A 25,756-nucleotide genomic window follows, 5' to 3' on the forward strand; every position below is an offset into this window, starting at 1 on the left:
GTTTATTATTTTAAAGTACGTTTGCTATTTTTTCCATGGTAAACCTGTATTGATCTCCCACTATTTTTCCTGTGGTTAACTCTTGATTATTACCATCTTTAAATTCTTCTAGTTTTATGATATTACCTTCTTTTTGTACCAAGCCTTTGTTAAGGTTACTTAAAGGTGATATCAATATTTTACCTTGACCAGCAAACTGAATTCTCCATGTGTAGTTATCTAACTCATTAAAGTTTTCTATAGTAGAAAAAACTACATCACTTGAGGTATTACTAAATTTTAAAAAGTGATTTTTTTGTTTTGCAGATGCTATTAAAACGTTACCTCTTTCTAATCTCTTTAGAATAAAAGACTGTAAATAACCATCTTTTTCATTTAGATTAGAACTCGATTTTTTTAATAACTTAATTGAATTATTAGAAGTATTATGGTATAACACCATTTCGTTTCCATCTACAACATTAGCATTTGTAAACCTAAATAACTCTATATCTTGAGCAAAGGCCATCCCTGCACCTAAAACATATAGGTACAAAAACAACATCAATTTGTTTTTCATGTCTCTTACTTATTTTTTGTTGATTGTATAGCCTCTTTTATAAGTGCTAGCTCCTTTTGTAGTTGTTCAATTTTTTCTTCTTGAGAAATAGTATGTAGGGTAAGTTCTTCTACTTTTTCTACTAAAATTGTGTTGATTTGTTTTAGATTCATACCATTAGCTACTACCTCCTTTTCAGATGGCATATTAGGCAAATGCTTATGCTCTTTTATATAGATAGCTACTTCTTTTAAAGGCATTAATCTATAGCTTTTAGAAAACACATAATCTGGAAATGATCCTACATTCAAAACAACACTATCTAAAGTTAAAACTCCGTTTCTTAAACTTGCCATTTCAACATTATTACCATTTAAGAAAGTTATTTTTTCATTTGTACTATGCCCTAAACTTAACCTACCACTACTATTATAAGAAACACTACCAAATGTACCTTCTTGAATTTGAGCACTATTTACTGAGATATTGTTATTAAAAATACCAGTATTAATTGTTAAAACACCATCATGAATTTTTGCCATTTCTCCATTTGCACTATTTCTAAAAGAAATAATATCGTCTCCATTATTATCTACATCTGGATGCAAAATTATTGGCCCCCAACTTTGGTACTCTCCTGTATCTATTCGAATATTTTTGTTTTTTACATGTATTCCTTCGGTTGGTGTTATTCCTAAACCAATTTTAGAAAAAGTGCTCGTTCCAGACACATTTAAGTTGGTATTTATTTGTACATTTTTCCTAAAATAAGTTAACCCATCGAAGTACACTTCTTTATCAAAAAAAGTTCTCATTAAATGAACATTGTTAGCAGGAGTAAAATATGCTAACTTCTTATTTGCAGCATACAAAACAACTCCTTCATTACCTCCTTTCGCATCGGTATCGGCTCTAATATCAATTCCTCTCACAGTTTGGATAACATGTTGTGCTTGTGTAATACTTGCTCCAAATAATAAACCTAGTAGTGTAATTTTCTTAAACATCTTCATTTTTTAATTTTTAGCTTTTAACGAATGATACTCCTTTTCTAAATTTGAAATTCTTTCTAAAAGATTTTCCATTTTTTTCTCCGCTTCTTTTGCTTTTTTCAATGCTCCAGAAAGCTTCGTTATTTTTTCTTCTTGAGAAATAAGATAAAGTGTTAGTTCCTCAACTTTCTCCACTAAAACCGTATTAATTTGTTTTATATCCATTCCCTTAGCTATTACTTCAGCTTCAGAAGGCATATTTGGTAAGTGTTTATTTTTCTTTATAAAAATTGCTACATCTTTCAAAGACATTAGTTTATATTTCTCTGAAAAAACATAATCTGGAAATGAGCCTACATTTAATACAACTTTATCTAAAGTTAAAACTCCGTCTTTCAATGTGGCCATTTCGTTATTTTGACCATTTACAAAAGTTATCTTTTCATTTTCACCATGCCCTAAGCTAAGTCTACCTGTACTATTGTTATAGGATACACTTCCAAAAGTTCCTCCAACGGTAGAAATACTATGATTAAAAACACCTCTATTAGTTGTAAAGACACCATCTTGCAAAGATGCCATTTCCCCGTTTTGACTATTTCTAAATGAAATTTTATCATCTCCTGTATTATCAACATCTGGATGAAATATTAGCTGTCCCCAACTTTGATATTCTCCATTATCAACTCTAATATTTTGATTTTTTACGTGTATAGCTTGTAAAGGAGTTGTTCCAATTCCTATTCTCGAAAAAGTACTATTTCCTGAAGCACTTAAACCGCGGCTAAAGTTTGCTCCTCTAGCAAATGAAGCATCTCCATCTGAATAAAAACGCCCTTTAACTCTTAACTCTCTATTGGCTTTAAAGTTTACTTCAGAAATATTTCCTGTTGTGTAAGATCGAAAAGTAGTTATCGTACCTCCTCTAACTCCTCCGTTGATAAAAAGCCCTTCAGATCCCTGATGACTTCCATCTGTATCGAAGTAAATTATGTGGGTACTCCCTTGGGCTTTTAGATTATAACTGACACATAACAATGCGCCAATTAAAAAAATTGTTTTTCTCATGTATACTTATTTAATGGTTAAAAATTCTAACTAACTAGTAGTTAATTTCAAGCCCACAAAATTCAATTAAGAAAAACCATTCGATTTAACTAGAATCACCATTTAACCATGGTCACTATTTAACACACATCAATATTTGACCTACATCACATTTAACACCATCGTAAAACCCACTAATTAAGACACTTATATTTTACACAGAAGAAATTAATATTGATCACTTTTCTTAAAGCCTTCAATTTTATTTTTTTATTAAATAAATTAACATTTATTTAACATTTTACACTAAATTCGTTTTAACCAGAATGTTAAAACCGAGTTCATGAAAAAAACATGTACTTTTTCTAAAAAGTTGTAACGGTTTCCTTAGCTTCAATTTTATACTTATAAGAATTATTTATGACGCATAAGTATTTCATATTAAAGAGTCATAGGGTTTTCTTTTTGCACACTGTTTAGATAGAATGTAAGAACATTATATAATTTACTACTAAATAACGGCTTACAGGTTTAAGTACAAATTAATTTAAATAATTTATAATGATTTTAGAGTCCCTCATTAATTGTAACGAATCAACTACTAGATTAATTCAATCTTATGCTATTAAAAAGAAATATATTTCAGGTGATCCTATTTTACTAAAGGATGTTCCTTTAAATCATAGTGCTATTATAATTAAAGGTGTTTTAAAAGCACATCTTGATCAAGACGATAGTTCGCTGTTACTTTATCATATTTCCCCAGAAAACAATCCAATTATAGCACTAATGAACATGACAGAAGCTCAGGCTTCCCCTATTTCAATTACTGCAATAGAAGATAGCATCTTATTATGGTTTCCTAATGATAAAATTGCCGAATGGCAAAGCACTTATTTGTCCTTTAAAAAAGCGATTATCAATTCTAGTGAATACAATATTAGCACTATGGTATATAGACTAAAGAACTTACTAACCCATTCTTTAGAAAATCGTTTGTTTTATTATTTAAAAAACAAGTCAAACATTTATCAGAAAAAGGAAATTCATATTTCAAGAGCTGAAATTTCTTCAGATTTAAAAACTCCCCAAGCTTCTATTTCTAGAGCTATTAAACGTTTAGAAAATCAGCATAAAATCATTGGAAAACCAAGGTCCATACAGCTGGTAGTGTAATTTTAAACTCACATAAATTTTATAGATACGGTTTATATATATGTAAACCTAAAGGCTCATTTTACCCTATTTTTTAAGGGCAAAAAATGCTATAACCAACTAACCTAACAAACTAAACATATGCTAGAAAACTTACCACTATCTCAAGAGGTTATCGATCTTTTTAAAAAACATGGAAACCTTTTACATTATAAAAAAGGATATCTATTACAAAGCTGTCGTCGCTTCGACCAAGGTGTATGTATTTTAACCTCTGGAATTGTCAAAATATCAATAAATCATAACAATAAAAAAATTCTACTATATCATATTGATTGCAGTAGTCCACAAATAATGAATTATACCAATAGTCCTAATATCTCTTCTGAAATAATAAGTAGTACTGTTTTAAAAGATGCAACCATCTTAAACATTCCTAATAGTTTATTCTTAGAATGGACAAGTACTTATACTGAACTAAGAGATTTTATGGTTAGTTCATTTCAATATCATTACATGAATATTATTACAAAAACCCAAGAAATTAGTAATCAACCTCTAGACACTCTATTACTTAACTACATACAAACAAAATCTAAACTCTATAAAAGTTCAGAAATCAAAATACCTCTTCTAGAAATTTCTGAAGATTTAAACTTTTCACGAGAAGCAATATCTAGAAGTTTAAAAGTACTTGAAAAGAGCGAGAAAATTATTCGAAAAACAAGATCAATTATATTGCTGGATCCCTAACTTCTAAAGTTTTCCATAAAAAAAAGCCTATGAATTAATCCATAGGCTTTTTTTATATCTTATTGATTTTCTCGTTTAGAACGGTAAATCATCTGGTTCGTTAGCAGATAAATCTGGAGCTGGCTCAAACTGATCTGGAGCTGGCATTCCTTGTGGTGCTGCTTGTGCTAAGTTTTCAATTCTCCATCCTTGAACAGAGTTAAAATACTTCGCTTCTCCTTGAGGGTTAATCCATTCTCTTCCTCTTAAATTGATAGACACCTTTACATCTTGCCCTACTTGGTAACTGTTTAATAAGTCACACTTGTCTTGAATAAACTCAATTAATATCATTTGAGGATATTGCTCATCAGTAGTCACAACCATTTCACGCTTCCTGAATCCGTTCGATCCAAAAGTTTGTGTTTCATTGATCAATTTAATCTTCCCTATAACTTCCATATTCTTAACTATTTAATTAAAAGCACTTTCCACGCGCTTTCTACATCATTTTTTTGTAAATACTCTTGTGCAAATGTATGCTTTTTTTCAGTGCTAATAGAAACATATTCTGGATGTTCTTTAGCAAAGTTATTAACAGTTTCATTAGTAGGAAGCTTTTCTACATTACCTAACATACCTAAATTATTTCCTGTTAAAACAGTACTATTTCTAATTTCAAATGGAATTTGATCTACCCCAATTCCTAAAGTAGATATTGGTTTTGGAATTTCAAAAAAACCATCTCTTGCTCTAGAATAAAAACTTCCTCCTGCTCTAGCTACCAAATCTATCTTATATTGGTCTATACTTCCATCTTCAGCTAGAACATCTTCATTTATATGGAGCTTTACCACTTCACAAACAATTAAATTTCCTGCTCCACCTTCTGACCCTGTGTATATTATGTCGTTCACTTTACACTCAAATTGAACTGGCGACTCAGCTACTCTAAAAGGTTTTACCTCATCTGAAGGTAACATTGTTAAACCAGCTTTTTCAAACTCATTTACTCCTTTAGGGTACATAGTACTACTTAACGACATTTGTTGAACAATGTCATAGTTTACAATATTAATTACAACTTCTTTGGTTTCTTCAGCATTATCTAACGTATGTTTTGTTGTATTTGCTCTTACACTTCTAGCCGGAGAAAAAATCATGATTGGAGGGTTTGCTCCAAAAACATTAAAAAAACTAAAAGGTGATAAATTTGGATTCCCATCACTATCAATGGTACTAGCAAATGCTATAGGTCTTGGAGCAATAGCTCCTAATAAATAACTATGTAATTTTCCTGTAGGTAAATCTTTAGGATCTAATGATAACATTGTCTAATATTTTTAATGTAAATATACTACGGATTTATAAATTAAGTTATTGTAAAGAATAGTTATATTTGGATAATGAGTTTTTTTATGAATACTTATTGGTTGAAACGATTTGGAATTTTAATTTCCTTTGGAATCGTTACTTTAATTTTATGGAATACCTATTCTTTTTTTAAGCTTTTTAAAGAAGAAGAACGTGCAAAAATGGAGGTGTACGCTTCTGCTATAAAAGAGCTAGCAGCAAATACTGACTTAAATGCAAATATTAATCTTGAAAATAAAGTTTTTGAAACAATTAAGAACATCCCAGCTATTTCAGTTAATGAGCATGGAGAAATTAAATACACCTATAACTTAGACTCCATTAAATCTAAAAACCCTAACTATCTTAAGGAGCAATTAAATCTAATGAAAAAACAAAATGCTCCAATTATTATTGAATACCAAAACACCAAAGAGTATGTTTATTACAGAAACTCTGATTTATTATATAAACTAACCTATTACCCGATAGCACTTCTTTTAATTCTAGCGCTATTTTCTACAATTATATATTTAGTGTACCGCTCCAATAAAGTTGCCGAACAAAATAAATTATGGACAGGTATGGCTAAGGAAACTGCGCATCAAATAGGAACTCCTCTATCTTCTCTATTGGGTTGGATTGAAATCTTAAAAACTGAAAATATTGATCCATCTTATATCAACGAAATGCAAAAAGATGTAGATCGTCTTAGTACAATAGCCAATCGATTTTCAAAAATTGGTTCTCTACCAGAATTAAAAAAACAAGACATTGTTCTTATAACCAAAACCACCTTCAATTATCTTCAATCTAGAGGATCAAGACATACAAACTTTTCTTTTTCTTCAGATAAAAATGACTTGTATACTAAATTAAATACGGAACTATTTGGATGGGTTATTGAAAACCTCATTAAAAACGCGATTGATGCAATGCAAGGTAAGGGAGATGTAACAGTTACTATTTTAGAAACTCCTAAAAAAGTAAAAATACTGGTTTCTGATACTGGTAAAGGAATCGCCAAATCACAATTTAATCAAATTTTTAAACCTGGTTTTACAACTAAAAAAAGAGGTTGGGGATTGGGCCTTTCACTTTCTAAACGTATAATAGAAGATTACCATAATGGTAAAATACACGTACTAAAATCAGAACTAGGAAAAGGAACTACTTTTGAAATTCTTTTAAACAAACTATAAATATTTAATTTCTAAGAAACAATATATACGAATCAAATGGGTTCAATCTCTATAGTTTCTATAACGAAATTATTTGGACTGATTTCGACAACTATTTCGTATTTATCTTTGAACCCTTCATCCAAAAACCTCAAAATAATTTCCTTTCTAGCCAAACAGGAATTATTTTCTATGTAGTTTTCAATTTCCTCATAAGAAAAAGATAATACTATGTAGTTGTAAACTTTTTTTCCTTCGATTACACTCACTCTCTTCATTATCTGTAACTAAGTCAAGACTTAATTTTTCAAAAACCCTTTCCTTTAAACTATCTAAATACTTTAAACTAAACTCTCTTTCAAACTCCTTAAGTATCTTTTCTAAAGTTTCAAATCCGGACATATCATTCTCTGGTTGATTAAAAACCTGAAACTCTATATCCAGAATAAGATTTAACTTAACAAAGTCATAAGTACCTGTCATGTATCGATTATTATACTTATCAGGTTCACTTAATTTATCTAGCTTAAAGTAATTAGATATTTTCATCTATTTTTTAGAAGACTTCTAAGCTTTGATTACTCAAAGCTTTGAGCTATTTTATTGGCTACCTCTACAAACTCTTCCTTTGCGAGTTTTTCTTTTTTAACAAATTGCATATCTGCCATTGTATTTATAGGAATTAAATGTACATGTACATGGGGTACCTCTAAACCAATTACACTCATTCCAATTCGTTTACAAGGAACTGCCTTTTCTAACGCCTTTGCAACTCTATAAGAAAAAGACATTAAACCATCGTACTCTTCTTTTGATAAATCGAAAATCTTGTTTTCTTCTCTTTTTGGAATGACCAAAGTATGTCCTTTTGCATTCGGATTAATATCTAAAAATGCATAGTAGTTTTCGTCTTCTGCTATTTTATATGAAGGAATTTCTCCCTTAACTATTTTTGTAAAAATACTTCCCATTATTTTCTTCTTGTTTTCAGTAAAAATAAAAAAAGCGCTGCTTACGCAACGCTTCTTTATAAATTATTTTCAAACATCTTATCTTGATATATCCATAATTTCAAACTTCATAATTCCATTAGGAACTTGAATTTCTGCAATGTCTCCAACCTTCTTACCTAATAATCCTTTACCTATAGGTGAGTTTACAGATAACTTACCATTTCTTACATCACTTTCACTATCTGCAACAAGCGTATAAGAAAACTCCATTCCGTTTACTGTATTTTTAATTTTCACTATAGAATGAATCAATATTTTTGATGTATCTAATTGACTTTCATCAATAATACGAGCACTCGCAACAACATTCTTTAATTTAGCAATTTTAGTTTCTAATAAAGATTGCTCTTCTTTCGCTGCATGATACTCTGCATTTTCACTTAAATCCCCTTTATCACGAGCATCCGCAATTTCTTGAGAAACTCTTGGTCGCTCTACTTGCTCTAAATGTGCTAATTCATCTTTTAATTTCTTTAATCCTTCTTCAGTATAATATGAAATATTGCTCATTTTTTCTTCTTTTTAATCCGACATCAAGACTTCTATTTACAGAGGTCTTCCAATATACTTTTGCCTAAGTACTAATCAGGCTTTTAAAATTCAAAAATCCCACACCTATAGGAATGAGATTCTCTTACAAATGTACAAAATATTTGTAAATTCGTCACGTTACATTATCAATACAATATAGTTTTAATGAGAAAAATACTTTCCTTATTCGTTTTTATAGTATTTTATGGTTGCGGAAGCGAAATAGTGCAAAACACTTGTTTTAATGGTGTTAGATTAAATGAAGTAATTAATCTAAGTAACCCTGAATTTATCGACTTACAGGTACCCAATGGTAGTGCTATTACAAGAATTGGAGGAAGAACTGTTCTTGTTATAAGAAGAAATAGTCATTATCAAGCTTTCGATCTAGAGTGTCCTGAAAAAAATTGTGGTAGTCCAATGACTTATGATGGATTAAAATTAAAATGCCCATGTGACAATAAAGAGTACAACTCATTAAATGGATCGCCTTTAAACAACGAAGGTTGTTTTGCTCTAGAATACAATGTTTTACAAATTAATAGTTCTTCTTTGCAAATTAGCCGATAATTAAGTTTTCACAACCCAATAAGATTCTTATTTTTGCGCTAACAACAACACAACTAATTAATTTTTAACGTGAAAAATTATTTTTCGTCTTCCTTTAGACTAGGAGTTCTAGGTGGAGGACAGTTAGGTAAAATGCTGCTATCTGAAACTCAAAAATTTGATGTTTTCACTGTAGTGTTAGACGCAAACAATGAAGCTCCATGTGCACAAATTTGTAATGAATTTCATCAAGGAGACTTATTAGACTTTGATACCGTTTACAATTTTGGTAAACAAGTAGATTTATTGACTATTGAAATCGAAAATGTTAATATTGATGCACTCGACAAGTTAGAGGCTGAAGGTTTAACAATATATCCAAAACCTAAAAACTTAAGAGTAATTCAAAGCAAAGCTCAACAGAAAAAATTCTACAGAGATCATAACATTCCTACTGCTGAATTTAATCATTACGCTTATTTAGAAGAACTAAAGCATTCTTATGAAAATGATATTATAGAATTTCCATTTGTTTGGAAAGCTGCTCGTTTTGGTTATGATGGCAACGGCGTTAAAGTAGTTCGAAATATAGTAGATTTAGAAAGTTTACCTGCTGGCGAATGTATAACAGAAAAGTTAATTCCTTTTAAAAACGAGTTAGCTGTAATTGTTGCTCGAAACGAACAAGGAGAAACAAAAACATATCCTGTAGTAGAAATGGAATTTCATCCAGAAGCTAATCAGGTAGAATATGTAATTTGTCCTGCTCGTATAGCAAATACAGTTGCCACAAAAGCACGTGAAGTTGCTCTAAAAGTAGCAGATTCTTTCGATTTTGTTGGTTTACTTGCTGTTGAAATGTTCCAAACAGAAAACGACGAGATTTTAGTGAACGAAGTAGCTCCAAGAACGCACAACTCTGGACATTATTCTATAGAAGCAAGTTATACCAATCAATTTGAACAACACTTGCGTAGCATATTAAACCTTCCTTTAGGTAATACAGAAAGTAAAGTAGCTGGTATTATGGTTAATTTGGTAGGGGCAGAAGGATATACTGGAAATGTTGTCTATGAAAACATTGAAGATATCCTAAAAATAGATGGTGTCACACCCCATATCTATGGAAAAACAATTACCAAACCTTTCCGAAAAATGGGGCATGTTACTATTGTAAATACTGATATTAATGAAGCTAGAAGAATAGCCCAAAAAGTAAAAGAAACTATTAAAGTTATTAGTAAATAATTTCTCGAACTTATTCGAGGTCATAAAAAAGAATACATATGGTAGGAATTATCATGGGAAGCGACTCTGATCTTCCAATAATGCAAGAAGCAATTGATATTTTAGAAAGCTTTGACATTCAAGTTGAAGTAGACATTGTTTCTGCACACAGAACACCAGAGAAATTATTTCATTATGCAAATAATGCACACAAAAGAGGCGTACAAGTAATTGTTGCTGGTGCGGGAGGAGCTGCGCATTTACCTGGTATGGTAGCAAGTATGAGTCCGTTACCAGTTATTGGAGTTCCTGTTAAAAGTAGAAATTCTATTGATGGATGGGATTCTGTGTTATCTATCTTACAAATGCCCGGTGGAGTTCCTGTAGCAACAGTTGCTTTAGATGGGGCAAAAAACGCTGGTATCCTAGCGGCACAAATTATTGGAGCTTCTGACAAATGTGTTTTAGATAAGATTGTTGCTTATAAAGAAGGTTTAAAACTTAAGGTTGAAAAAGCTTCAGAAAGAGTAAAAAAATAAGTACATTAGTACACTGTTTTACAAACCTCACAGATTCACATTTGTGAGGTTTTTTCAATTTTAAAAGAGAATTTTATGACTAAAAATCCTTTATTACAAGATTTCAACACTCCTCCTTTTTCTCAAGTAAAAGAGGAAAACTATAAACCTGCAATACAAAAAGCAATTGAACTTGCTAAAGAAGAAATTAATACAATTATAGAAAACTCAGATACTGCAACCTTCGAAAACACCACTGAAGCTTTAGATTATGTTGGAGACAAACTAGATAGGGTTACCTCAATTTTCTTTAATTTGAATTCTGCCGAAACCAACGAAGAAATTCAAAAAATAGCAAAAGATATTTCTCCTTGGTTAAGTGAATTTAAAAACGACATGATTTTAAACGAAGCTTTATTCGAAAGAGTGAAAATAGTTTATGATCAAAGAGAACAATTAGAATTATCTTCTGAGCAAAGTATGCTTTTAGAAAAACAATATAAAGGTTTTTCTAGAAACGGAGCTGATTTAAATAATACTGATAAAACAGAGCTGCGTAAACTTGATGCAGAGCTAGCAAAACTAGCTCTTCAATTCGGAGAAAATGTGCTCGCCGAGACCAATTCTTATGAGCTTTTATTGACTGATGAAGAGGATCTTGCTGGACTACCAGATGGAGCAAAAGAAGCCGCAAAACTCTTGGCTCAACAAAAAGGATATGAAGGATGGTTAATTACGCTTGATTATCCGAGCTATATTCCTTTTATGACCTATGCAGAAAATAGAGAGTTGCGAAAAAAGCTATCTATTGCTATGGGTAAAAAAGGATTTCAACAAAATGATTTTAATAATGAGAAGATTGTTTTAGAAATTGTTCATCTTCGACATAAACGAGCAAACTTATTAGGATATAAAACCCATGCTCATTTTGTCTTAGAAGAGAGAATGGCTGAAACTCCAGAAAAAGTATTAGCCTTTTTAAACGAGTTGTTAGAGAAAGCTAAGCCGGCCGCAATTAGTGAATTTAATAACTTAGAAAGTTATGCTCAGAAATTAGACGGAATAGACAAATTACAAAAGTGGGATTCTGCATATTATTCTGAAAAATTAAAAAAGGAGTTATTTAATCTTGATCAAGAATTACTAAAACCATATTTTAAACTGGAGAATGTTATTCAAGGAGTTTTTGAAATTTCAAGTAAGTTGTTTGATTTACAGTTTGAAGAGATTGACTCTATTGATAAATACCATGAAGATGTAAAAACGTATCGCGTTACGAATACAAATGGAGATTTTATTTCATATTTCTATGCCGATTTTCATCCTAGACCTGGGAAAAGAAATGGCGCTTGGATGACGTCTTATAAATCTCAACAAATTAAAGATAAGGTAAATGAACGTCCACAAGTTTCTATAGTATGTAATTTTACTAAACCAACAGCAACTAAACCTTCTTTACTTACTTTTAATGAAGTTACCACTTTGTTTCATGAGTTTGGTCATGCTTTACATGGAATGTTAGCTAATACGACTTATGGTAGTTTATCTGGAACTTCTGTTTCTTGGGATTTTGTAGAGTTACCTAGTCAAGTTCTAGAAAACTGGTGTTATGAAAAAGAAGCCTTAGAATTGTTTGCTACGCATTATAAAACTAACAAAACAATTCCGATGGAATATGTTCAAAAGATTAAAGAATCTGCAAGTTTCCATGAAGGAATGCAAACTTTGCGTCAATTAAGTTTTGGGTTATTAGATATGTCATGGCATGCAGGAGAATCACCAGAAAACATTGATTCTGTAAAAGACTTTGAGTTAAAAGCTTTTGAAAACACTAAACTATATCCAGATGTAGCTGAAAATTGTATGAGCACAGCTTTTTCTCATATTTTTCAAGGAGGATATTCTGCAGGCTATTACTCTTACAAATGGGCCGAAGTTTTAGATGCAGATGCTTTTGAATATTTTAAGGAAGAAGGTATTTTTAATAAAGAAGTAGCCGATAAGTTTAAAAATAATGTTTTATCAAAAGGAGGAACAGAAAAACCAATGGACTTATACAAACGTTTCAGAGGTAAAGAACCTAATTCAGATGCTTTACTAAAACGCGCAGGCTTAATTAAATAATTAACAATTTTAAATTTTAATTCTGCTAGTAAGTCCCTATTTTTATTGAAAAATTTTACAATGAAAAAGGGACTTGCTATTTTATTTTTGTTTTTTTCTTCACTTAGCTTTTCGCAAATAACTCTTGAAGGAAGTGTTGTTTCAAGCGATAACAAACCTTTAGAAGGTGCTTCTGTTTATTTTAACAATACCACTATTGGAACAATAACCAATGCTAATGGTAAATTCAATTTAAAAGTAAAAGAGGGTAACTATTTATTAATTGTTTCTTTTTTAGGTTATCAAACCAAGCAATTATCGATCAATTCAAAAAATAAAAACCAAAAAATTAAGGTTATTCTAGAGGAAGAAACCAATGTTCTTAATGAAGTAATTGTAAAAAAAATAGTTTATGATCACGTATGGAAAAACAACCTAATACATTTTAAAAGAGCTTTTCTTGGTAAAAGTGCTGCTGCACAAAAGTGTAAAATACTAAATGAAAAAGATTTGTACTTCTCTTATGATCACGATACGAATACTTTTAAAGCCTTTTCTAAGAAAAAGTTACTTATAAAAAATAAAGAACTTGGTTATATTATTACTTATGACTTAGTAGACTTTATTATGCACGACGATAAACTTTTTTTTAGTGGATATGCGCAATTTAAAGATTTACGCAAAAAAGTTCGTTCTAAATACCACAGAAATAGAATAAAAGCTTTTAATGGATCAAGAATGCATTTTTTGAGAAGTTTATTAGAGCATAAAACAGAAAAAGAAGGCTTTATTATTCATCAATTTAATAGAATCAAAAACCCTGAAAGACCTACCGATGAAGCAATAGAGTTAGCTAGAAAAGTAATTAAACCAATATACCACAAGGTCGATTTCAACAAAACTATTATACAACCAAAAACAAAAATAGATAGTGCTTTAATCACATTGAAAAAAGCATCGTTACCTAGGTTTATTGATTACATCACTAGAAAAAATGTTTCAGATAAAAATATTTTACAACATCAAGAAAGCGTTCCTTATTTAGATTTTAAAAACTTTCTTTCAATTATATACAAATACGAGCCAGAAGAATACAACTATCTAAAAACGCTTCCTAGATCTCAACGAAAAGGATCAGGTGTTCAAACTTCAAACATAGTACTACTAAATGGAAAAACACCTATTGACGCTCATGGAATTTTAGAACCTAGAGCAACTTTAAGTGAGGGATACTGGGGATTTGAAGCGATTGGTGAAATGTTACCTTTAGATTATCAACCAAAGAAAAACTAATTCTTATTTTTCTCTTCAATCCATTTACTCATATATTTTGTTGCTTGTAATGTTTGATACTGCAACAAGTTTCCATAAAAATTTTGTGTACGATGCATTGCTATATTATTCTTAATATGAGTTATTCTAGCAATAAATGGTTCTGATAATTCTTTTTTATCATACAACTTATTAATAATGTCAATTCCATTTCTTTGTGCTTTTTTCCACATAGTTTTATCCGAATAAAGCTCTACAGCGGCATCTGCGAATCTATCAATATCATCTTCTATAAAACCATTCCAAGGTTGCTCATCGTGCATTCCTTCTGCCCCTAATTTAGTGGTTACCGATGGTGTACCACAAAGCATCGCTTCGGTTAATTTTCCTTTTATCCCGGCTCCAAAACGTATTGGGGCAAGTACTACACGTGCTTTTTGCACCACCTCTTCTGCTTTTTTAGCAAACCCTTTTACTATAAAACGCTCTTGAGGTTTGTGTAAATCTCTAATTTGTTGAGTTACGTAAGCCCCATAAATATGCATCTCTGCATTAGGTAACTTCTTTCGTAAAATATTCCAAACTAATTTTAGCTGTAACGCGGCATCAACATTTGGTGCATGAAAAAAGTTCCCTATAAAAACAAAATGCTTTCTTTTTTCAAAAGTACTCCAACTTTGAATAGTCTCTTCATTAATACCTTCTAATAAAAATGGTAGGTGACACAGTACATTTTTGTCCACTTTAAAAACTTCTTGTAACAATTTCATTTCATAAGATGAAATAATCAAGCTCACATCACAACGTAAAATAGAAGCTATTTCTCGCTTAGCTTGATCTGAATTTAACAAAGCTTCTTTGGTAAACTTTTCTCCTTTTTTTATTTGTTGATGACGAACTTTACGTAAAAAATGTAAATCTTCAGTATCTAATATTCTTAAAGAATGAGGAGAATTCTCAGCAACTCGCCAACCAAATTGTTCCTCCATCATAAAACGATCAAACAATACAATATCTGGTTGAAGGTTTGACACAAACTCATCGAACGAAGTATTATTTAATTCTATCGATACTTCCTCAATACCGAGTATATTTAAATCTAGTGAATTTTCAGTTTTCTGTGCAGGTGAGGCAAAAGTTATGGTGTATCCTTCTTTTAAAAACAACTCAAGTAATTGAAACATTCTATTCCCTGCTCCTGTTGTTTTCTCTACCCATACATAACCAATAATTAAAAGCTTGGCCATTAATTTAATTTTGATTTATAATTTTCTTGTACTTGTTTTCCCCATGTTACCACTAATTGTATTTGTGCGTCCGTTAAACGAGCGTCACCATGTGTCCACTTATACGAATCAATTGGCATATGCTTCTCTTCTACTTCTTCCCAAACTTCCTCCATCTTATGCTCTTTCTTTTTTAAAGAATATGAATCCCAATTTGAAAAATTTAGATCTCCCTTTCCATGCCTAACATGATCCGCCATCCAAAAATTAATTGGTGTAATATTACTATACCAAGGATAACGAGTTGTATTACTATGACAATCAAAACAAGCTACTTTTAAAATTTCCTGAACATCTTCAGAAGGTTTTGTTTCCGTTAAAAAAGCACTTAATGAAGTATATTCTCCTTCATTCTTTTCTGGTTGAAAAAACTGCGCAACCACTATAATTGCTAATAATATTAAAATCAGTTTTTTAAAAATTTTCATTTGTTAGTTTTTTGTTTTCTTAAAAATACTAATTCTAATAAATTAAACTATTTTATCACAAATAATTGTACTTTTGTAAGACAATTTTATCATTCTTTTTTTTAAAGAAAAACTGTTTTAAGACAAAAATAAATAACAATGAAATACGATGTTATCGTTATTGGTTCTGGACCTGGTGGATATATTTCTGCTATCCGAGCTGCACAATTAGGTTCTAAAGTTGCTATTATTGAAAAGTACCCAACTTTAGGTGGAACTTGTTTAAATGTTGGTTGTATCCCATCAAAGGCTTTATTAGATTCTTCTCACCATTATTACGATGCTGTACATCATTTTGAAGAGCACGGAATTTCTGTTGAGAAACCGTCTTTTGATTTCGGAAAAATGGTAGACCGTAAAGCTAAAGTAGTAGAAACTACTACCGGAGGTATCAAATATTTAATGGACAAAAACAACATTGATGTTTTTGAAGGTCTAGGTTCTTTCGAAGATGCTACCCACGTAAAAGTTACTAAAAATGATGGCTCTTCAGAAGTTATTGAAGGAACAAACATTATCATTGCAACTGGTTCTAAACCTTCTACGTTACCATTTATTTCTATTGATAAAGAACGCGTAATAACTTCTACAGAAGCATTAAAACTTAAAGAAGTTCCTAAGCATTTATTAGTAATTGGTGGTGGAGTAATCGGATTAGAATTAGGATCTGTTTATAAACGATTAGGAGCAGATGTTACTGTTATTGAATACGCTCCAACTATTACTCCAACTATGGATAAAGATGTTTCTAAAGAACTTACTAAAGTTTTAAAGAAACAAGGAATGAAATTTAATGTAAGTCACGGTGTAACTTCTGTTGAAAGAAATGGAGATGAAGTTATTGTAAAAGCTACGAATAAAAAAGGAGAAGAAGTTACTTTTACTGGTGATTACTGTTTAGTTTCTGTTGGACGTCGTCCATACACAGAAGGATTAGCTCTAGAAAAGGCTGGTGTAAAAGTTACTGAAAGAGGAATGGTTGAAGTAAATGATCATTTACAAACGAACGTTGCTAACATTTACGCTATTGGAGATGTAGTACGTGGTGCTATGTTAGCTCATAAAGCAGAAGAAGAAGGTGTTGTAGTTGCTGAATATTTAGCAGGACAAAAACCACATATTGATTACAACTTAATTCCTGGTATTGTTTATACTTGGCCAGAAGTTGCTGCTGTAGGTAAAACTGAACAAGAACTTAAAGATGCTGGTGTTGATTATAAAGCTGGAAAATTCTCGATGCGTGCTTTAGGACGTTCTCGTGCTAGTGGAGATATTGATGGATTTGTAAAAGTTTTAGCCGATAAAAACACAGATGAAGTTCTAGGTGTACACATGGTAGGAGCTCGTGTAGCTGATTTAATCATGGAAGCTGCCGTAGCAATGGAATATAGAGCTTCTGCTGAAGACTTAGCACGTATTTGTCATGGACATCCAACCTATTCTGAAGCGGTTAAAGAAGCTGCTAAAGCGGCTTGGGATGGAAAACCATTAAACGCATAGTAAACAACTATTAGAATATATTTAAAAGCAATCTTAAAATAAGATTGCTTTTTTTATTCTTTTAATATTTATTTAACTCTTAATGAACGACATACACTAAAAATTCTACTTAGAAATTTGTAATTTTAAACAGACTCCTCTCATAACATATCAAACAATGAAAAAGTTATTAGGATTACTTTGTATTACATTCATTATGATTTCCTGTAAAGGACAATCTCAAACTATCAAAGAAAGAAATGTTGGTGGATCTTGTCAGGATTGTATTGCCTTATTAGATTATAAAACTTTAAACAAAACTCTTAAACCGATAGATACTTTACCTGGCTTCAATGAAAATGCACCTAAATTAAAAATTACTGGAACCATATTTCAAAAAGATGGAAAAACACCAGCAGAGAATATTATAATCTATGTGTATCACGTAGATAGAACGGGAAGGTATACACCAAGTGCAAGACCTTTTGGTTGGGAAAAAAGACATGGCCAATACAGAGGTTGGTTAAAGACTACTAAGGATGGAAAATTCACTTTTTACACTTTTAGACCGGCCTCATATCCAGGAACCCAAATTGCCGAGCATATTCATATTTACCTTAAAGAGCCCAATACAACTCCCTATTATATTGATAGCTATCTTTTTGAAAGCGATCCTAATCTCACAGAAAATGAAAGACATTCTCAAAAAAAACGTGGAGGCTCAGGAATTGTGCAACTGAAAAAAGAAAACGATATTTGGGTGGCTAACAGAAATATTACCTTAGGATTAAATATCTCTAACTATTAAACACCATGGTTACCCTTGAAAAAATAACAAAGCTTCCTAATTTTTCAAGTCAACTCGACAATAAAATATTGTATTCAGAACATGATTGTGATATTGAAATTCAATACCAATCTACTTGTACTATAAAATATGTTATTGAGGGCTCTAAGCACTACCATTTTAAGAATCAGGACAGCAGAGTTTCTTCTGGACAATATATCATCTTAAACAATAGTGATATTGCTACCAAAGCTTTAAAAGGAAGTAAAGGCCTTTCTATTTTTTTATCTCCTCAGTTGATTTCAGAAATATTACACAACCTCTATGGAAAAAATATTGATACTTTAAACTTTTTTGAATTCCCACAGTCTCAACATAATCTTCTGGGATATCAATTGAAAAAAATGGCACATATATTTAATAATGACCCAATCTTTTTCCTACTTCAAATAGAGGATTTATTTATGAATCTTTCTGAAACTCTTATTAGATATCATGTAAATCTTGAGACCAAATTTTCAGAATTAAAAATTGCAAAATACAATACCCAAAAAGAGCTTTTTAAATATGTTTCTTTAACTAAAGAGTTTATACATGATAACTATAATCATAAAATTTCCCTAGATACCTTAAGTAAAAGCTCGGGTATTAGTAAGTATTATTTGCATCGACTATTTACTGAAATCATAGGTCATACTCCTATAGAGTATTTAACTTATTTACGATTGAATAGTGCAAAGCGTGAACTAAAAAACACTAAGAAATCAATTTTTGAAATTGCCATTGATAATGGCTTCGAAAGCTCTTCTTACTTCTCAAATATTTTTAAAAAAAGTTTTAAAATTTCTCCTTCTCAATATAGAAAACAATAAAATCTGCAAGATTTTACAACTCTACATTTATCTACATAGGTACTTTTATCAAAAAGATACAAGTCATTCATGAAAAAAAAGATAGCCCATATAACAGATATTCATCTTGATGAAATCTTTGTTCAAAAACAAGGTATATCAGCAAGAACCAGGTTAAAAAAAGTACTACAACATATTTCCTCATATCATATTAATGAAATTGTTTGTACAGGAGATATAGGAGAAGATACTGGTTTAAGTTTCTTCTTTAAGGTATGTCGTAAATTTAATTTATCCATAACTCTAGGAAATCATGATTCCTATCTTAAAGTAATCAATCACATCCCTTCTAAAATTTCTGTAACTTCTAAATTATATTATAGTAAAGAAGAGAACCAACACAAGTTTATTTATCTTGATTCATCTTCAGGAGAAATTGATACTCTTCAACTAATTTGGCTTCAAAAAGAGCTTATTTCGGAAAAACAAATTATCATATTTATACATCATCCAATACTTAAACTTTCACTAAAAGTTGATGAAATAGGAGCACTAAAAAACAGGAATGAAGTCCATAATCTTTTAATAAAACAAACAAATAACATTACTGTTTTTTGCGGTCATTATCATTTAAACAACACTAGTACTTATAAAAATATTACACAGCATATAACACCAGCGACATCATTTCAAATCAAAAAGCATACAGATAAAATAGAAATAGACTCAAAGTACTACGGCTATCGAATTATAGAACTTAACGAAGCGGGTATTTCAACTAAAACACAGTTCGTCAATGACACAAACTAAAAAACAATCATTTATAGAAAGTTTAATAAATGTTTCTGTTGGTTTTTTAATAACAATAATATCTTTAAACGTACTATTTCCTGTTTTAGGTATCGCGAGTAGCTATACAAAAAACCTCTTCCTAACCCTCTATTTTACAGTATTAAGTATTATTAGAAATTATACCATACGAAGATTCTTTAACAAAAAAAGTCCGAACTAATTAGTTCGGACTTTTTATTTGTATGGACTTGTTTTTTTATTCTATTCCGTAGAAAGAGCTTAATCTATCCTCAACATCAGAAGCTTTTTTAACAGCCTCATATAATTGGAAAGTTTTAGCTTTTCTCTCTCCAGCAATACGTTTTCTAAATGTATCATAGTTTGGTAATGCTGCTGGTTGCTCTTTCTTTTCAACGATAAAAGCATACACTCCTAAATCACCTGCTATCTTATTCTTTAATTCATTTTCTTTAGAGAATAACATTGCTCCAACCACTTTTGGTTCATTTCCAATTCCTGGTAATGCAGGCGATTGTAAATTTACATCAGAAGCAGTTCTAACAGTTTGAGAGTTCGCACTTGCAATATCTTGTAAGTTTGCTCCGTTCATTTTATCAGCAATTAATGCCGCTTTCTTTTCCTTTACTAAAATTGATCTAACTTGAGCAGTAGCCTTTTCTACTGGCATTAATCCTTTTGCAGTTTTCGCTTTTAAAACAGCTACAGCATATCCTCCATTAATATCAAAACGTTTGAAATCTCCAATACCTAAATCTTTACCAAATGCCCAAGTAACCATTTCTCTTTCGTTACCAACGCTTGGTACCATTTCGTCTAATGCTTTGATTCCAACAGCTGAAGTAGCGTTTAATTCATTTTCTTTAACAGCATCTGCAAAACTTTTTCCATTTGCTAATTCTTGAGCAAAAGTTTCAGCTTTTTGGAAGATAGTGTTTTCCGTTGCTTCAGATGCTTCAATTTTTCTTCCAAAAGTAGCTAACTTCACTACTGGCTGGAAGTTCTTTTGTCCTTCTACTTTGATTACGTGGAAACCAAAAGGTGTTTTAACAACCCCCATATCTCCTTCTTTACTTTCAAATACAAAATCTCTAAACGCAGGAACCATTTGTCCATAAGGGAACCAATCGTAAAATCCTCCTTTTTCTGAAGACCCTTTATCTGATGACATTTCCTTTGCTAAATCAGCAAACTTAGCTGGACTTTCTTTTACTACAGTTAACAAACTATCTGCAGTTTTCTTTGCTTCTTCTTCTGTTTGAGTTACAGTTGCATCTGCACTTGAAGCACCCATAAATGGAATTAAGATATGTCTTGCTTGTGCTGAATCAGGCAATTGAGTAACCTTTGTAATTTTAGAAATTTTAAAGTATTCTCCGTCTTTATAAGGTCCAAATACATCTCCCTCTTTCCCATTAAATATATCATCTGCTACAACTTGAGGTACCTGAACTTTATATTTAACATTATCATCTAAAGAAATATCAGATTCATTTTCTTCAAAAAACTCAGCATAATCTGTAGTATTTTTTAACCCTTTGATTGGAGTATTGTTTACCGTAGAATCTTCCAACAATTTAGCTAAATCTGCTTTAATAGCATCTTCATCTTCTTTAGTTGGTACAATATCAAATCTAACAACTTCTAAATCTCTTGATTCTTCTACCTGAAATTGATTTGAATGTTTTTCAATATAATTTCTTACATCTCCTTTTGTTAAAACTACTAAACTATCTGCAATTGTAGCGTATGGAATTTGCACATACTTAGCTGTAATTTTTGCATTGTTATTCATGTACTGAGTTTCTCCTTCTTTTAAAGAAGCTCCTAAACCTGCAGCAACTAAATTATCGTAAGTAGTTTTTTCTAATCCATTTTGGATTGAAGTCATAAAGTTTTGCCATAATCTCCACTCTTCACCATTTGTTTCTTTGATTGTAACTAAAAACTCTTTTAATTTTGCTCTATCGAAAACTCCAGCAGTTTGAAATCTTTGATCACTTTGAATTGATGGGTTCTCACAGATTGCATTAAAAATATCTGCATCTCCAACTGTAATACCAGCTTCTTCTAATTGCGCCTTGTAAATCTTTTGTCTTAATAAATTCTCCCAAACAGTTTTTGCAGCTTGCATTTCTGGAACTCTGTTTCTAGTTTGGGTTTTATATGCATCTAAAGCCTCTGCAAACTCTACACGTGAAATACTTTCTCCATTTACTTCACCTATTTCATTCACCTTACTTGAATTGAAAAAATCTCCGATTGTAGAAGGATCTAATACAAAAGCAAAAAGTGCTAAACCTATTACAAGAATCAAGAACATTGAACGTTCTCTAATTTTCGATAAAATTGCCATACGTCATTTATTTAATTAACAGTGTGCGAAAATACAATTTCACATTAAATAATGCAACGTTTTTTTAGCTGTTTTAGAGGGGGTTTAAGATGTTTTGATGAAGAACATGTCTTTAGTCTTCTTTATGTAAAACTTTAAGGTATAAATCGTTAATTTTTGTAGCACTAACCGTCAATATTTCAATATGAAACCTACCAATATCAATTTTATCTCCTTCTTGTGGTATTGTTTCTGTATGATTAATTATAAATCCACCAAGTGTTTCGTATGCATCTTCTTTAGGAATATTCAAATCGTACTCTTCATTTAAATAATCAACTTCTAAGCGTGCAGAAAAGTTAAATTCTCTATCGTTAATTTTTTCTTCTAATTGTTGTTGAACATCATGCTCATCTTCAATTTCTCCAAATAATTCTTCTACAACATCTTCCACTGTAATAATACCAGAAGTTCCTCCATATTCATCTACTACCACAGCAATACTTCTTCTTTTTTTCATTAAAGAATTTAACACATCATTTATCACCATAGACTCTGGAACAAACTCTACTGGTAACAAAATTGATTTGATAGATCTTGGCTTTTTAAAAAGTTCAAAAGCATTGACATACCCAAGAATATTATCAAGTGAATTCTTATATACTAAAATCTTTGAATATCCAGTTTCTATAAACAGTGTTCTTAAATTTGCTACCGACTCATGCAACTCTACAGCCATTATTTCAGTTCGAGGAACCATAATTTCTCTAGACTTAACTTTATGAAACTCTAACGCGTTTTGAAATATTTGAATTTCAGAGTCTACTTCTTCACTATCTTTCCCAGTTTCTAATTGTTCTGAGATATAGTTTCCAAGTTCTTCTTTACTAAACTCTGTTTGTGTTTCGTTTTCTTTCGTTTTAAAAAATACATGTAACAAAAAGTCAGAAATTTTTGTAATAAACCAAGAAACGATATAGAAAACTAAGTAAAAGAAATAAGCTGGTATTACGAACAGTTTAAGCATTTCATTTGCATAAATTCGCGAAATTGCTTTGGGCAAAAATTCTGCAGTAACCAGTATAATAATTGTAGAAATTGTGGTTTGAGTTAATAAACTTAAATCCTTTAATATATAATCTACAAAAGGAAGCTCTGTGGGCAGAAGCATTTGAAACCATTGCATTAGCAGCTCTCCCATAAAGTAACTGTAAACAACCAATGCAATATTATTACCTACCAACATTGTGGTAATAAATTTTGATGATTTCTCTGTAAGTTTTGCTAGTATTTTAGGAGTAATACCTTCTCTTTTTTTCTCTAGCTCTATGTGCAATTTATTTGCCGACACAAAAGCTATTTCCATTCCTGAAAAAAAAGCTGAAAACAGTATTGATAAGAAGATAATAATTAGTTCGGTATACATTAACCTTGTTTATTACGTTTTTCTACCTTTCTTCTAAAATTACGTTTAAAGAAGAAAATTAACGTAATAAAGATAGCAAAACCAAACATAATAATTGCTTGTTGTTTGTCAGAATTCCATTTTAGTATTCCTTCAACTAAAAATATAATTCCTACTACCAAATAACCATATTGAATATATTTCCAAAGTGCGTTCATTATTATATTTCTTTTTGTTTTACTTCTATATCTCCTGTGATATCTTTTGCTACAAACTGACTTAAATCTTGTTTTGACTCAAATCCAAAACCATTTATAACACTTTCTGGGGTAGTTAATCGAAAACCATCTTCTGTAAAGAAATAAGCTTCTTTTTGATCCCAAAACAACTGATTTGTTTCTAGTTTTGAATTATCACTATGATTTATAATTACCACATTACCTCGAATTTCAGAAACTTCCGTTTTCGAATAGGTTAATGCATAGTTTCCGGTAATTGTTGTGGAGTCTTTACCGTTTTTTCCAATTGAAACAATTTTAATTCCTTTTGGAAATTCGTTGTAAGGGTGTTGTTTCCTATTAGAGAAATCCAGAAGCAACGGTGTAATTAGTCGAGATGTTACTCTACCAGAATCTTTATACACATGATTTGTATTTTTAGCTTTACCTATCGGTAAGTTTTTGTCTGCCAAAAAATCTTGTACTTCTTTTTTGCTATTTACACATGAAAAAAACATTGCCACCAAACTAATGATAGCAATGTTATTTATGATATGTTTCTTTTTATTCAAAATTTCAAATAGATTATGGTACTCTTACAGTTTCCCCAATCCAACATCCAACTCTATATGAAGAACCTGATGCTAATCCTTTTTGGAACACTAATTTTTTAGAAGGTATTAATCCCTTATAACTCTTAATATATCTTCCTGCTCCACAACCTGGGTCTACTCTTTTTGCTTTTTGTGCCTTGTTTAAAGCTGCTACGTATACCATTCTCTTTTCAAATTCATCACTACCACAAGAGTTTGCACTCTTAGCATATAAATTTGCAATGAATAAATACGCTTTCCCCATATTTGGATTATATCTTAAAGCTTCTCTAGCTAAAGCTCTTGCTCTACTACCACTAGCTCCTTGTGCTTCTCTCAACTTATACTTAGCTTTCTTTAATGGATCTGTTTCTAAATCGAATGCCTTCTTTCTCATTTGAGCAGCACCGCTCTTATCTCCATTTTTAGCTAATACTCCAGCTAAGAAGTTATATGCATCTGCAGATTGCGTTGTTTCAGCATATGCATTTGCTAACTTTTCAAATAAAGGATCTGTTGCACATCCTTTGTTATACATTCTTGAAACGGCTCTCTTTAACCAAACTCCGTTTGTTTTGTTTCCTTCAAAATCTCTACTATAAATAGGGATTAATCTTTCACAAGTTGCAATTTCAGAAATTGTTGCATCTAATCCACCCTCTACTTGACCTAAAGAAGTTGAATTGATGGTATACGCTCTTAAGTTTCTTTTTTCTTTAGCAGAAATTGTTTTTAAAGAATCTTTTAACTGTAACGCTGCAATCTTCTTGTTATAATCATCTAACTTCTCACCTACAGATTCCATTACATCATCATACGTATCAAATACTTTTTGCGGATTTGAATCTTTATTCGTTTCTGTCACGGTTTTAAAATATCTAAAGATATTCTTAACACTCATATCTTTTGGAGAAAGCTTGTACGCCTTTTCTAAGATTACAAAAACATCTGAATCAGAAGCTAACTTGTTTTTTAATAAATACGTTGCATAATCACTATGTGCTTTTGCAGCTCCCTTTTGAGGGAAGTTAGCGATTCTTGTTTCGTATAACTTCTTAACTAAGTCGTGATTTTTAGTAGCTTCAGCTAACTTAGTTCCATACTTATAAATATTAACTGATAATTTTGGACAGTTTGTTAAAAGATAATCTAAGTTTTGTTTAGCGTCGTCCGTGTACTTTTTGTTTTTAACATCGCCACTCATTAAGTTATACTTAACTAGACACTCTTGATTTGCTTGTGCCTTAATCCCGCTTACGGCTACAAACAAAAATAATCCTGTTAGTAAATACGTAATTTTTTTCATCATTTATC

Annotated in this window: 27 protein-coding genes; 12 read left to right on the forward strand and 15 right to left on the reverse strand. The window is 31.0% G+C overall.

The genetic code is table 11. The features are described from left to right. Nucleotides 1–10: 10 nt before the first annotated feature. Genes ABNT22_RS15640 through ABNT22_RS15650 form a run of 3 tightly spaced genes read right to left on the reverse strand, consistent with a single transcriptional unit; the run spans nt 11 to nt 2,598 of the window. Entirely contained in the window at nt 11–559 is a 549-nt protein-coding gene (locus ABNT22_RS15640; RefSeq protein ID WP_348717738.1) for a hypothetical protein, read from the reverse strand. 5 nt (nt 560–564) lie between these two features. After that, the gene (locus ABNT22_RS15645; protein WP_348721673.1) at nt 565–1,551 is read right to left on the reverse strand and encodes a hypothetical protein; all 987 of its coding nucleotides are present in this window, start codon (nt 1,549–1,551) and stop codon (nt 565–567) included. Nucleotides 1,552–1,554: 3 nt separating this feature from the next. Next, complete coding sequence (locus ABNT22_RS15650) at nt 1,555–2,598, reverse strand: hypothetical protein (protein WP_348717736.1); 1,044 nt, start codon at nt 2,596–2,598, stop codon at nt 1,555–1,557. Between the two features lie 540 nt (nt 2,599–3,138). Here ABNT22_RS15650 and ABNT22_RS15655 point away from each other — a divergent pair. Beyond that, entirely contained in the window at nt 3,139–3,753 is a 615-nt protein-coding gene (locus tag ABNT22_RS15655) for a Crp/Fnr family transcriptional regulator (RefSeq protein ID WP_348717735.1), read from the forward strand. 120 nt (nt 3,754–3,873) lie between these two features. Then, a complete protein-coding gene (locus tag ABNT22_RS15660; RefSeq protein ID WP_348717734.1) occupies nt 3,874–4,485 on the forward strand; it encodes a hypothetical protein in 612 nt (203 codons plus the stop codon). A gap of 75 nt (nt 4,486–4,560) precedes the next feature. Here the strand turns inward: ABNT22_RS15660 and ABNT22_RS15665 are convergent, their stop codons facing one another. Then, nucleotides 4,561–4,926: a DUF3127 domain-containing protein gene (locus ABNT22_RS15665; protein WP_299107562.1), complete on the reverse strand. Its 366-nt coding sequence runs from the start codon at nt 4,924–4,926 to the stop codon at nt 4,561–4,563. A gap of 8 nt (nt 4,927–4,934) precedes the next feature. Then, nucleotides 4,935–5,795, reverse strand: coding sequence for a flavin reductase family protein (locus ABNT22_RS15670; protein ID WP_348717733.1), 861 nt, complete (start codon nt 5,793–5,795; stop codon nt 4,935–4,937). 87 nt (nt 5,796–5,882) lie between these two features. On the opposite strand from ABNT22_RS15670, the gene ABNT22_RS15675 reads away from it, so the two are divergent. After that, the gene (locus ABNT22_RS15675; protein WP_348717732.1) at nt 5,883–7,019 is read left to right on the forward strand and encodes a HAMP domain-containing sensor histidine kinase; all 1,137 of its coding nucleotides are present in this window, start codon (nt 5,883–5,885) and stop codon (nt 7,017–7,019) included. A 189-nt stretch (nt 7,020–7,208) separates the two neighbouring features. On the opposite strand, the gene ABNT22_RS15680 is transcribed toward ABNT22_RS15675, so the two are convergent. From ABNT22_RS15680 to greA, 3 genes are all read right to left on the reverse strand, one after another. Next, nucleotides 7,209–7,547 (reverse strand): hypothetical protein, encoded by a 339-nt coding sequence (locus tag ABNT22_RS15680; RefSeq protein WP_348717731.1) that lies wholly within the window; start codon nt 7,545–7,547, stop codon nt 7,209–7,211. Between the two features lie 29 nt (nt 7,548–7,576). Further along, nucleotides 7,577–7,969, reverse strand: a complete 393-nt coding sequence (locus tag ABNT22_RS15685) for an HIT family protein (protein ID WP_348717730.1) — start codon at nt 7,967–7,969, stop codon at nt 7,577–7,579. A 78-nt stretch (nt 7,970–8,047) separates the two neighbouring features. Then, nucleotides 8,048–8,521 (reverse strand): transcription elongation factor GreA, encoded by a 474-nt coding sequence (gene greA / locus ABNT22_RS15690; protein WP_348717729.1) that lies wholly within the window; start codon nt 8,519–8,521, stop codon nt 8,048–8,050. 186 nt (nt 8,522–8,707) lie between these two features. Here greA and ABNT22_RS15695 point away from each other — a divergent pair, with 186 nt between their 5' ends. The 5 genes from ABNT22_RS15695 (at nt 8,708) to ABNT22_RS15715 (ending at nt 14,232) form a co-directional block, all read left to right on the forward strand. Further along, nucleotides 8,708–9,112, forward strand: a complete 405-nt coding sequence (locus ABNT22_RS15695) for a hypothetical protein (RefSeq protein ID WP_348717728.1) — start codon at nt 8,708–8,710, stop codon at nt 9,110–9,112. 69 nt (nt 9,113–9,181) lie between these two features. Further along, complete coding sequence (locus tag ABNT22_RS15700; protein WP_348717727.1) at nt 9,182–10,339, forward strand: 5-(carboxyamino)imidazole ribonucleotide synthase; 1,158 nt, start codon at nt 9,182–9,184, stop codon at nt 10,337–10,339. A gap of 38 nt (nt 10,340–10,377) precedes the next feature. After that, nucleotides 10,378–10,857, forward strand: a complete 480-nt coding sequence (purE, locus tag ABNT22_RS15705; RefSeq protein ID WP_348717726.1) for a 5-(carboxyamino)imidazole ribonucleotide mutase — start codon at nt 10,378–10,380, stop codon at nt 10,855–10,857. 75 nt (nt 10,858–10,932) lie between these two features. Continuing rightward, nucleotides 10,933–12,960 carry a M3 family metallopeptidase gene (locus tag ABNT22_RS15710; protein WP_348717725.1) on the forward strand — a complete coding sequence of 676 codons (2,028 nt, stop codon included), beginning with the start codon at nt 10,933–10,935 and terminating at the stop codon, nt 12,958–12,960. Between the two features lie 60 nt (nt 12,961–13,020). After that, nucleotides 13,021–14,232: a carboxypeptidase-like regulatory domain-containing protein gene (locus ABNT22_RS15715; RefSeq protein ID WP_348717724.1), complete on the forward strand. Its 1,212-nt coding sequence runs from the start codon at nt 13,021–13,023 to the stop codon at nt 14,230–14,232. Here the strand turns inward: ABNT22_RS15715 and ABNT22_RS15720 are convergent. Continuing rightward, a complete protein-coding gene (locus tag ABNT22_RS15720) occupies nt 14,229–15,458 on the reverse strand; it encodes a glycosyltransferase family 4 protein (protein WP_348717723.1) in 1,230 nt (409 codons plus the stop codon). The genes ABNT22_RS15715 and ABNT22_RS15720 overlap by 4 nt on opposite strands. Further along, nucleotides 15,458–15,925: a heme-binding domain-containing protein gene (locus tag ABNT22_RS15725; RefSeq protein ID WP_348717722.1), complete on the reverse strand. Its 468-nt coding sequence runs from the start codon at nt 15,923–15,925 to the stop codon at nt 15,458–15,460. The genes ABNT22_RS15720 and ABNT22_RS15725 overlap by 1 nt, the downstream gene beginning before the upstream one ends. Before the next feature lie 138 nt (nt 15,926–16,063). Here ABNT22_RS15725 and lpdA point away from each other — a divergent pair, with 138 nt between their 5' ends. The 4 genes from lpdA (at nt 16,064) to ABNT22_RS15745 (ending at nt 19,891) form a co-directional block, all read left to right on the forward strand. Further along, on the forward strand, nt 16,064–17,464 hold the full coding sequence (gene lpdA / locus ABNT22_RS15730) for a dihydrolipoyl dehydrogenase (RefSeq protein ID WP_348717721.1): 1,401 nt from the start codon (nt 16,064–16,066) through the stop codon (nt 17,462–17,464). A 157-nt stretch (nt 17,465–17,621) separates the two neighbouring features. Next, entirely contained in the window at nt 17,622–18,251 is a 630-nt protein-coding gene (locus ABNT22_RS15735; protein ID WP_348717720.1) for an intradiol ring-cleavage dioxygenase, read from the forward strand. A 5-nt stretch (nt 18,252–18,256) separates the two neighbouring features. Then, on the forward strand, nt 18,257–19,102 hold the full coding sequence (locus tag ABNT22_RS15740) for an AraC family transcriptional regulator (RefSeq protein WP_348717719.1): 846 nt from the start codon (nt 18,257–18,259) through the stop codon (nt 19,100–19,102). 69 nt (nt 19,103–19,171) lie between these two features. After that, entirely contained in the window at nt 19,172–19,891 is a 720-nt protein-coding gene (locus tag ABNT22_RS15745; RefSeq protein ID WP_348717718.1) for a metallophosphoesterase family protein, read from the forward strand. A 238-nt stretch (nt 19,892–20,129) separates the two neighbouring features. Here ABNT22_RS15745 and ABNT22_RS15750 read toward each other — a convergent pair whose 3' ends face one another. The 5 genes from ABNT22_RS15750 to ABNT22_RS15770 all read right to left on the reverse strand — a co-directional run bounded on the left by ABNT22_RS15750 (nt 20,130) and on the right by ABNT22_RS15770 (nt 25,751). Beyond that, the gene (locus ABNT22_RS15750) at nt 20,130–22,247 is read right to left on the reverse strand and encodes a peptidylprolyl isomerase (RefSeq protein WP_348717717.1); all 2,118 of its coding nucleotides are present in this window, start codon (nt 22,245–22,247) and stop codon (nt 20,130–20,132) included. A 112-nt stretch (nt 22,248–22,359) separates the two neighbouring features. Continuing rightward, nucleotides 22,360–23,652 carry a hemolysin family protein gene (locus tag ABNT22_RS15755; RefSeq protein WP_348717716.1) on the reverse strand — a complete coding sequence of 431 codons (1,293 nt, stop codon included), beginning with the start codon at nt 23,650–23,652 and terminating at the stop codon, nt 22,360–22,362. Further along, the gene (locus ABNT22_RS15760) at nt 23,652–23,849 is read right to left on the reverse strand and encodes a hypothetical protein (protein WP_348717715.1); all 198 of its coding nucleotides are present in this window, start codon (nt 23,847–23,849) and stop codon (nt 23,652–23,654) included. The genes ABNT22_RS15755 and ABNT22_RS15760 overlap by 1 nt, the downstream gene beginning before the upstream one ends. Before the next feature lie 2 nt (nt 23,850–23,851). Next, on the reverse strand, nt 23,852–24,421 hold the full coding sequence (gene lptC, locus ABNT22_RS15765) for an LPS export ABC transporter periplasmic protein LptC (RefSeq protein WP_348717714.1): 570 nt from the start codon (nt 24,419–24,421) through the stop codon (nt 23,852–23,854). 13 nt (nt 24,422–24,434) lie between these two features. Next, nucleotides 24,435–25,751 (reverse strand): hypothetical protein, encoded by a 1,317-nt coding sequence (locus tag ABNT22_RS15770; RefSeq protein ID WP_348717713.1) that lies wholly within the window; start codon nt 25,749–25,751, stop codon nt 24,435–24,437. Nucleotides 25,752–25,756: the final 5 nt, after the last annotated feature.

The organism is Tenacibaculum sp. 190130A14a (assembly GCF_964048965.1).
GTDB classification, from domain to species: domain Bacteria; phylum Bacteroidota; class Bacteroidia; order Flavobacteriales; family Flavobacteriaceae; genus Polaribacter; species Polaribacter polynesiense.

Excerpts from the sequence above, each read along its gene's own strand:
- ABNT22_RS15725 (WP_348717722.1), bottom strand. The coding sequence starts at position 15,925 with ATGAAAATTTTTAAAAAACTGATTTTAATATTATTAGCAATTATAGTG.
- ABNT22_RS15685 (WP_348717730.1), bottom strand. The coding sequence starts at position 7,969 with ATGGGAAGTATTTTTACAAAAATAGTTAAGGGAGAAATTCCTTCATAT.
- ABNT22_RS15745 (WP_348717718.1), top strand. The coding sequence starts at position 19,172 with ATGAAAAAAAAGATAGCCCATATAACAGATATTCATCTTGATGAAATC.
- ABNT22_RS15695 (WP_348717728.1), top strand. The coding sequence starts at position 8,708 with ATGAGAAAAATACTTTCCTTATTCGTTTTTATAGTATTTTATGGTTGC.
- ABNT22_RS15645 (WP_348721673.1), bottom strand. The coding sequence starts at position 1,551 with ATGAAGATGTTTAAGAAAATTACACTACTAGGTTTATTATTTGGAGCA.
- ABNT22_RS15750 (WP_348717717.1), bottom strand. The coding sequence starts at position 22,247 with ATGGCAATTTTATCGAAAATTAGAGAACGTTCAATGTTCTTGATTCTT.
- ABNT22_RS15710 (WP_348717725.1), top strand. The coding sequence starts at position 10,933 with ATGACTAAAAATCCTTTATTACAAGATTTCAACACTCCTCCTTTTTCT.
- ABNT22_RS15720 (WP_348717723.1), bottom strand. The coding sequence starts at position 15,458 with ATGGCCAAGCTTTTAATTATTGGTTATGTATGGGTAGAGAAAACAACA.
- ABNT22_RS15740 (WP_348717719.1), top strand. The coding sequence starts at position 18,257 with ATGGTTACCCTTGAAAAAATAACAAAGCTTCCTAATTTTTCAAGTCAA.
- ABNT22_RS15650 (WP_348717736.1), bottom strand. The coding sequence starts at position 2,598 with ATGAGAAAAACAATTTTTTTAATTGGCGCATTGTTATGTGTCAGTTAT.
- ABNT22_RS15715 (WP_348717724.1), top strand. The coding sequence starts at position 13,021 with ATGAAAAAGGGACTTGCTATTTTATTTTTGTTTTTTTCTTCACTTAGC.
- ABNT22_RS15760 (WP_348717715.1), bottom strand. The coding sequence starts at position 23,849 with ATGAACGCACTTTGGAAATATATTCAATATGGTTATTTGGTAGTAGGA.
- ABNT22_RS15675 (WP_348717732.1), top strand. The coding sequence starts at position 5,883 with ATGAATACTTATTGGTTGAAACGATTTGGAATTTTAATTTCCTTTGGA.
- ABNT22_RS15680 (WP_348717731.1), bottom strand. The coding sequence starts at position 7,547 with ATGAAAATATCTAATTACTTTAAGCTAGATAAATTAAGTGAACCTGAT.
- ABNT22_RS15640 (WP_348717738.1), bottom strand. The coding sequence starts at position 559 with ATGAAAAACAAATTGATGTTGTTTTTGTACCTATATGTTTTAGGTGCA.
- ABNT22_RS15660 (WP_348717734.1), top strand. The coding sequence starts at position 3,874 with ATGCTAGAAAACTTACCACTATCTCAAGAGGTTATCGATCTTTTTAAA.
- purE (WP_348717726.1), top strand. The coding sequence starts at position 10,378 with ATGGTAGGAATTATCATGGGAAGCGACTCTGATCTTCCAATAATGCAA.
- lpdA (WP_348717721.1), top strand. The coding sequence starts at position 16,064 with ATGAAATACGATGTTATCGTTATTGGTTCTGGACCTGGTGGATATATT.
- ABNT22_RS15770 (WP_348717713.1), bottom strand. The coding sequence starts at position 25,751 with ATGATGAAAAAAATTACGTATTTACTAACAGGATTATTTTTGTTTGTA.
- ABNT22_RS15670 (WP_348717733.1), bottom strand. The coding sequence starts at position 5,795 with ATGTTATCATTAGATCCTAAAGATTTACCTACAGGAAAATTACATAGT.
- greA (WP_348717729.1), bottom strand. The coding sequence starts at position 8,521 with ATGAGCAATATTTCATATTATACTGAAGAAGGATTAAAGAAATTAAAA.
- ABNT22_RS15665 (WP_299107562.1), bottom strand. The coding sequence starts at position 4,926 with ATGGAAGTTATAGGGAAGATTAAATTGATCAATGAAACACAAACTTTT.
- ABNT22_RS15735 (WP_348717720.1), top strand. The coding sequence starts at position 17,622 with ATGAAAAAGTTATTAGGATTACTTTGTATTACATTCATTATGATTTCC.
- ABNT22_RS15655 (WP_348717735.1), top strand. The coding sequence starts at position 3,139 with ATGATTTTAGAGTCCCTCATTAATTGTAACGAATCAACTACTAGATTA.
- ABNT22_RS15755 (WP_348717716.1), bottom strand. The coding sequence starts at position 23,652 with ATGTATACCGAACTAATTATTATCTTCTTATCAATACTGTTTTCAGCT.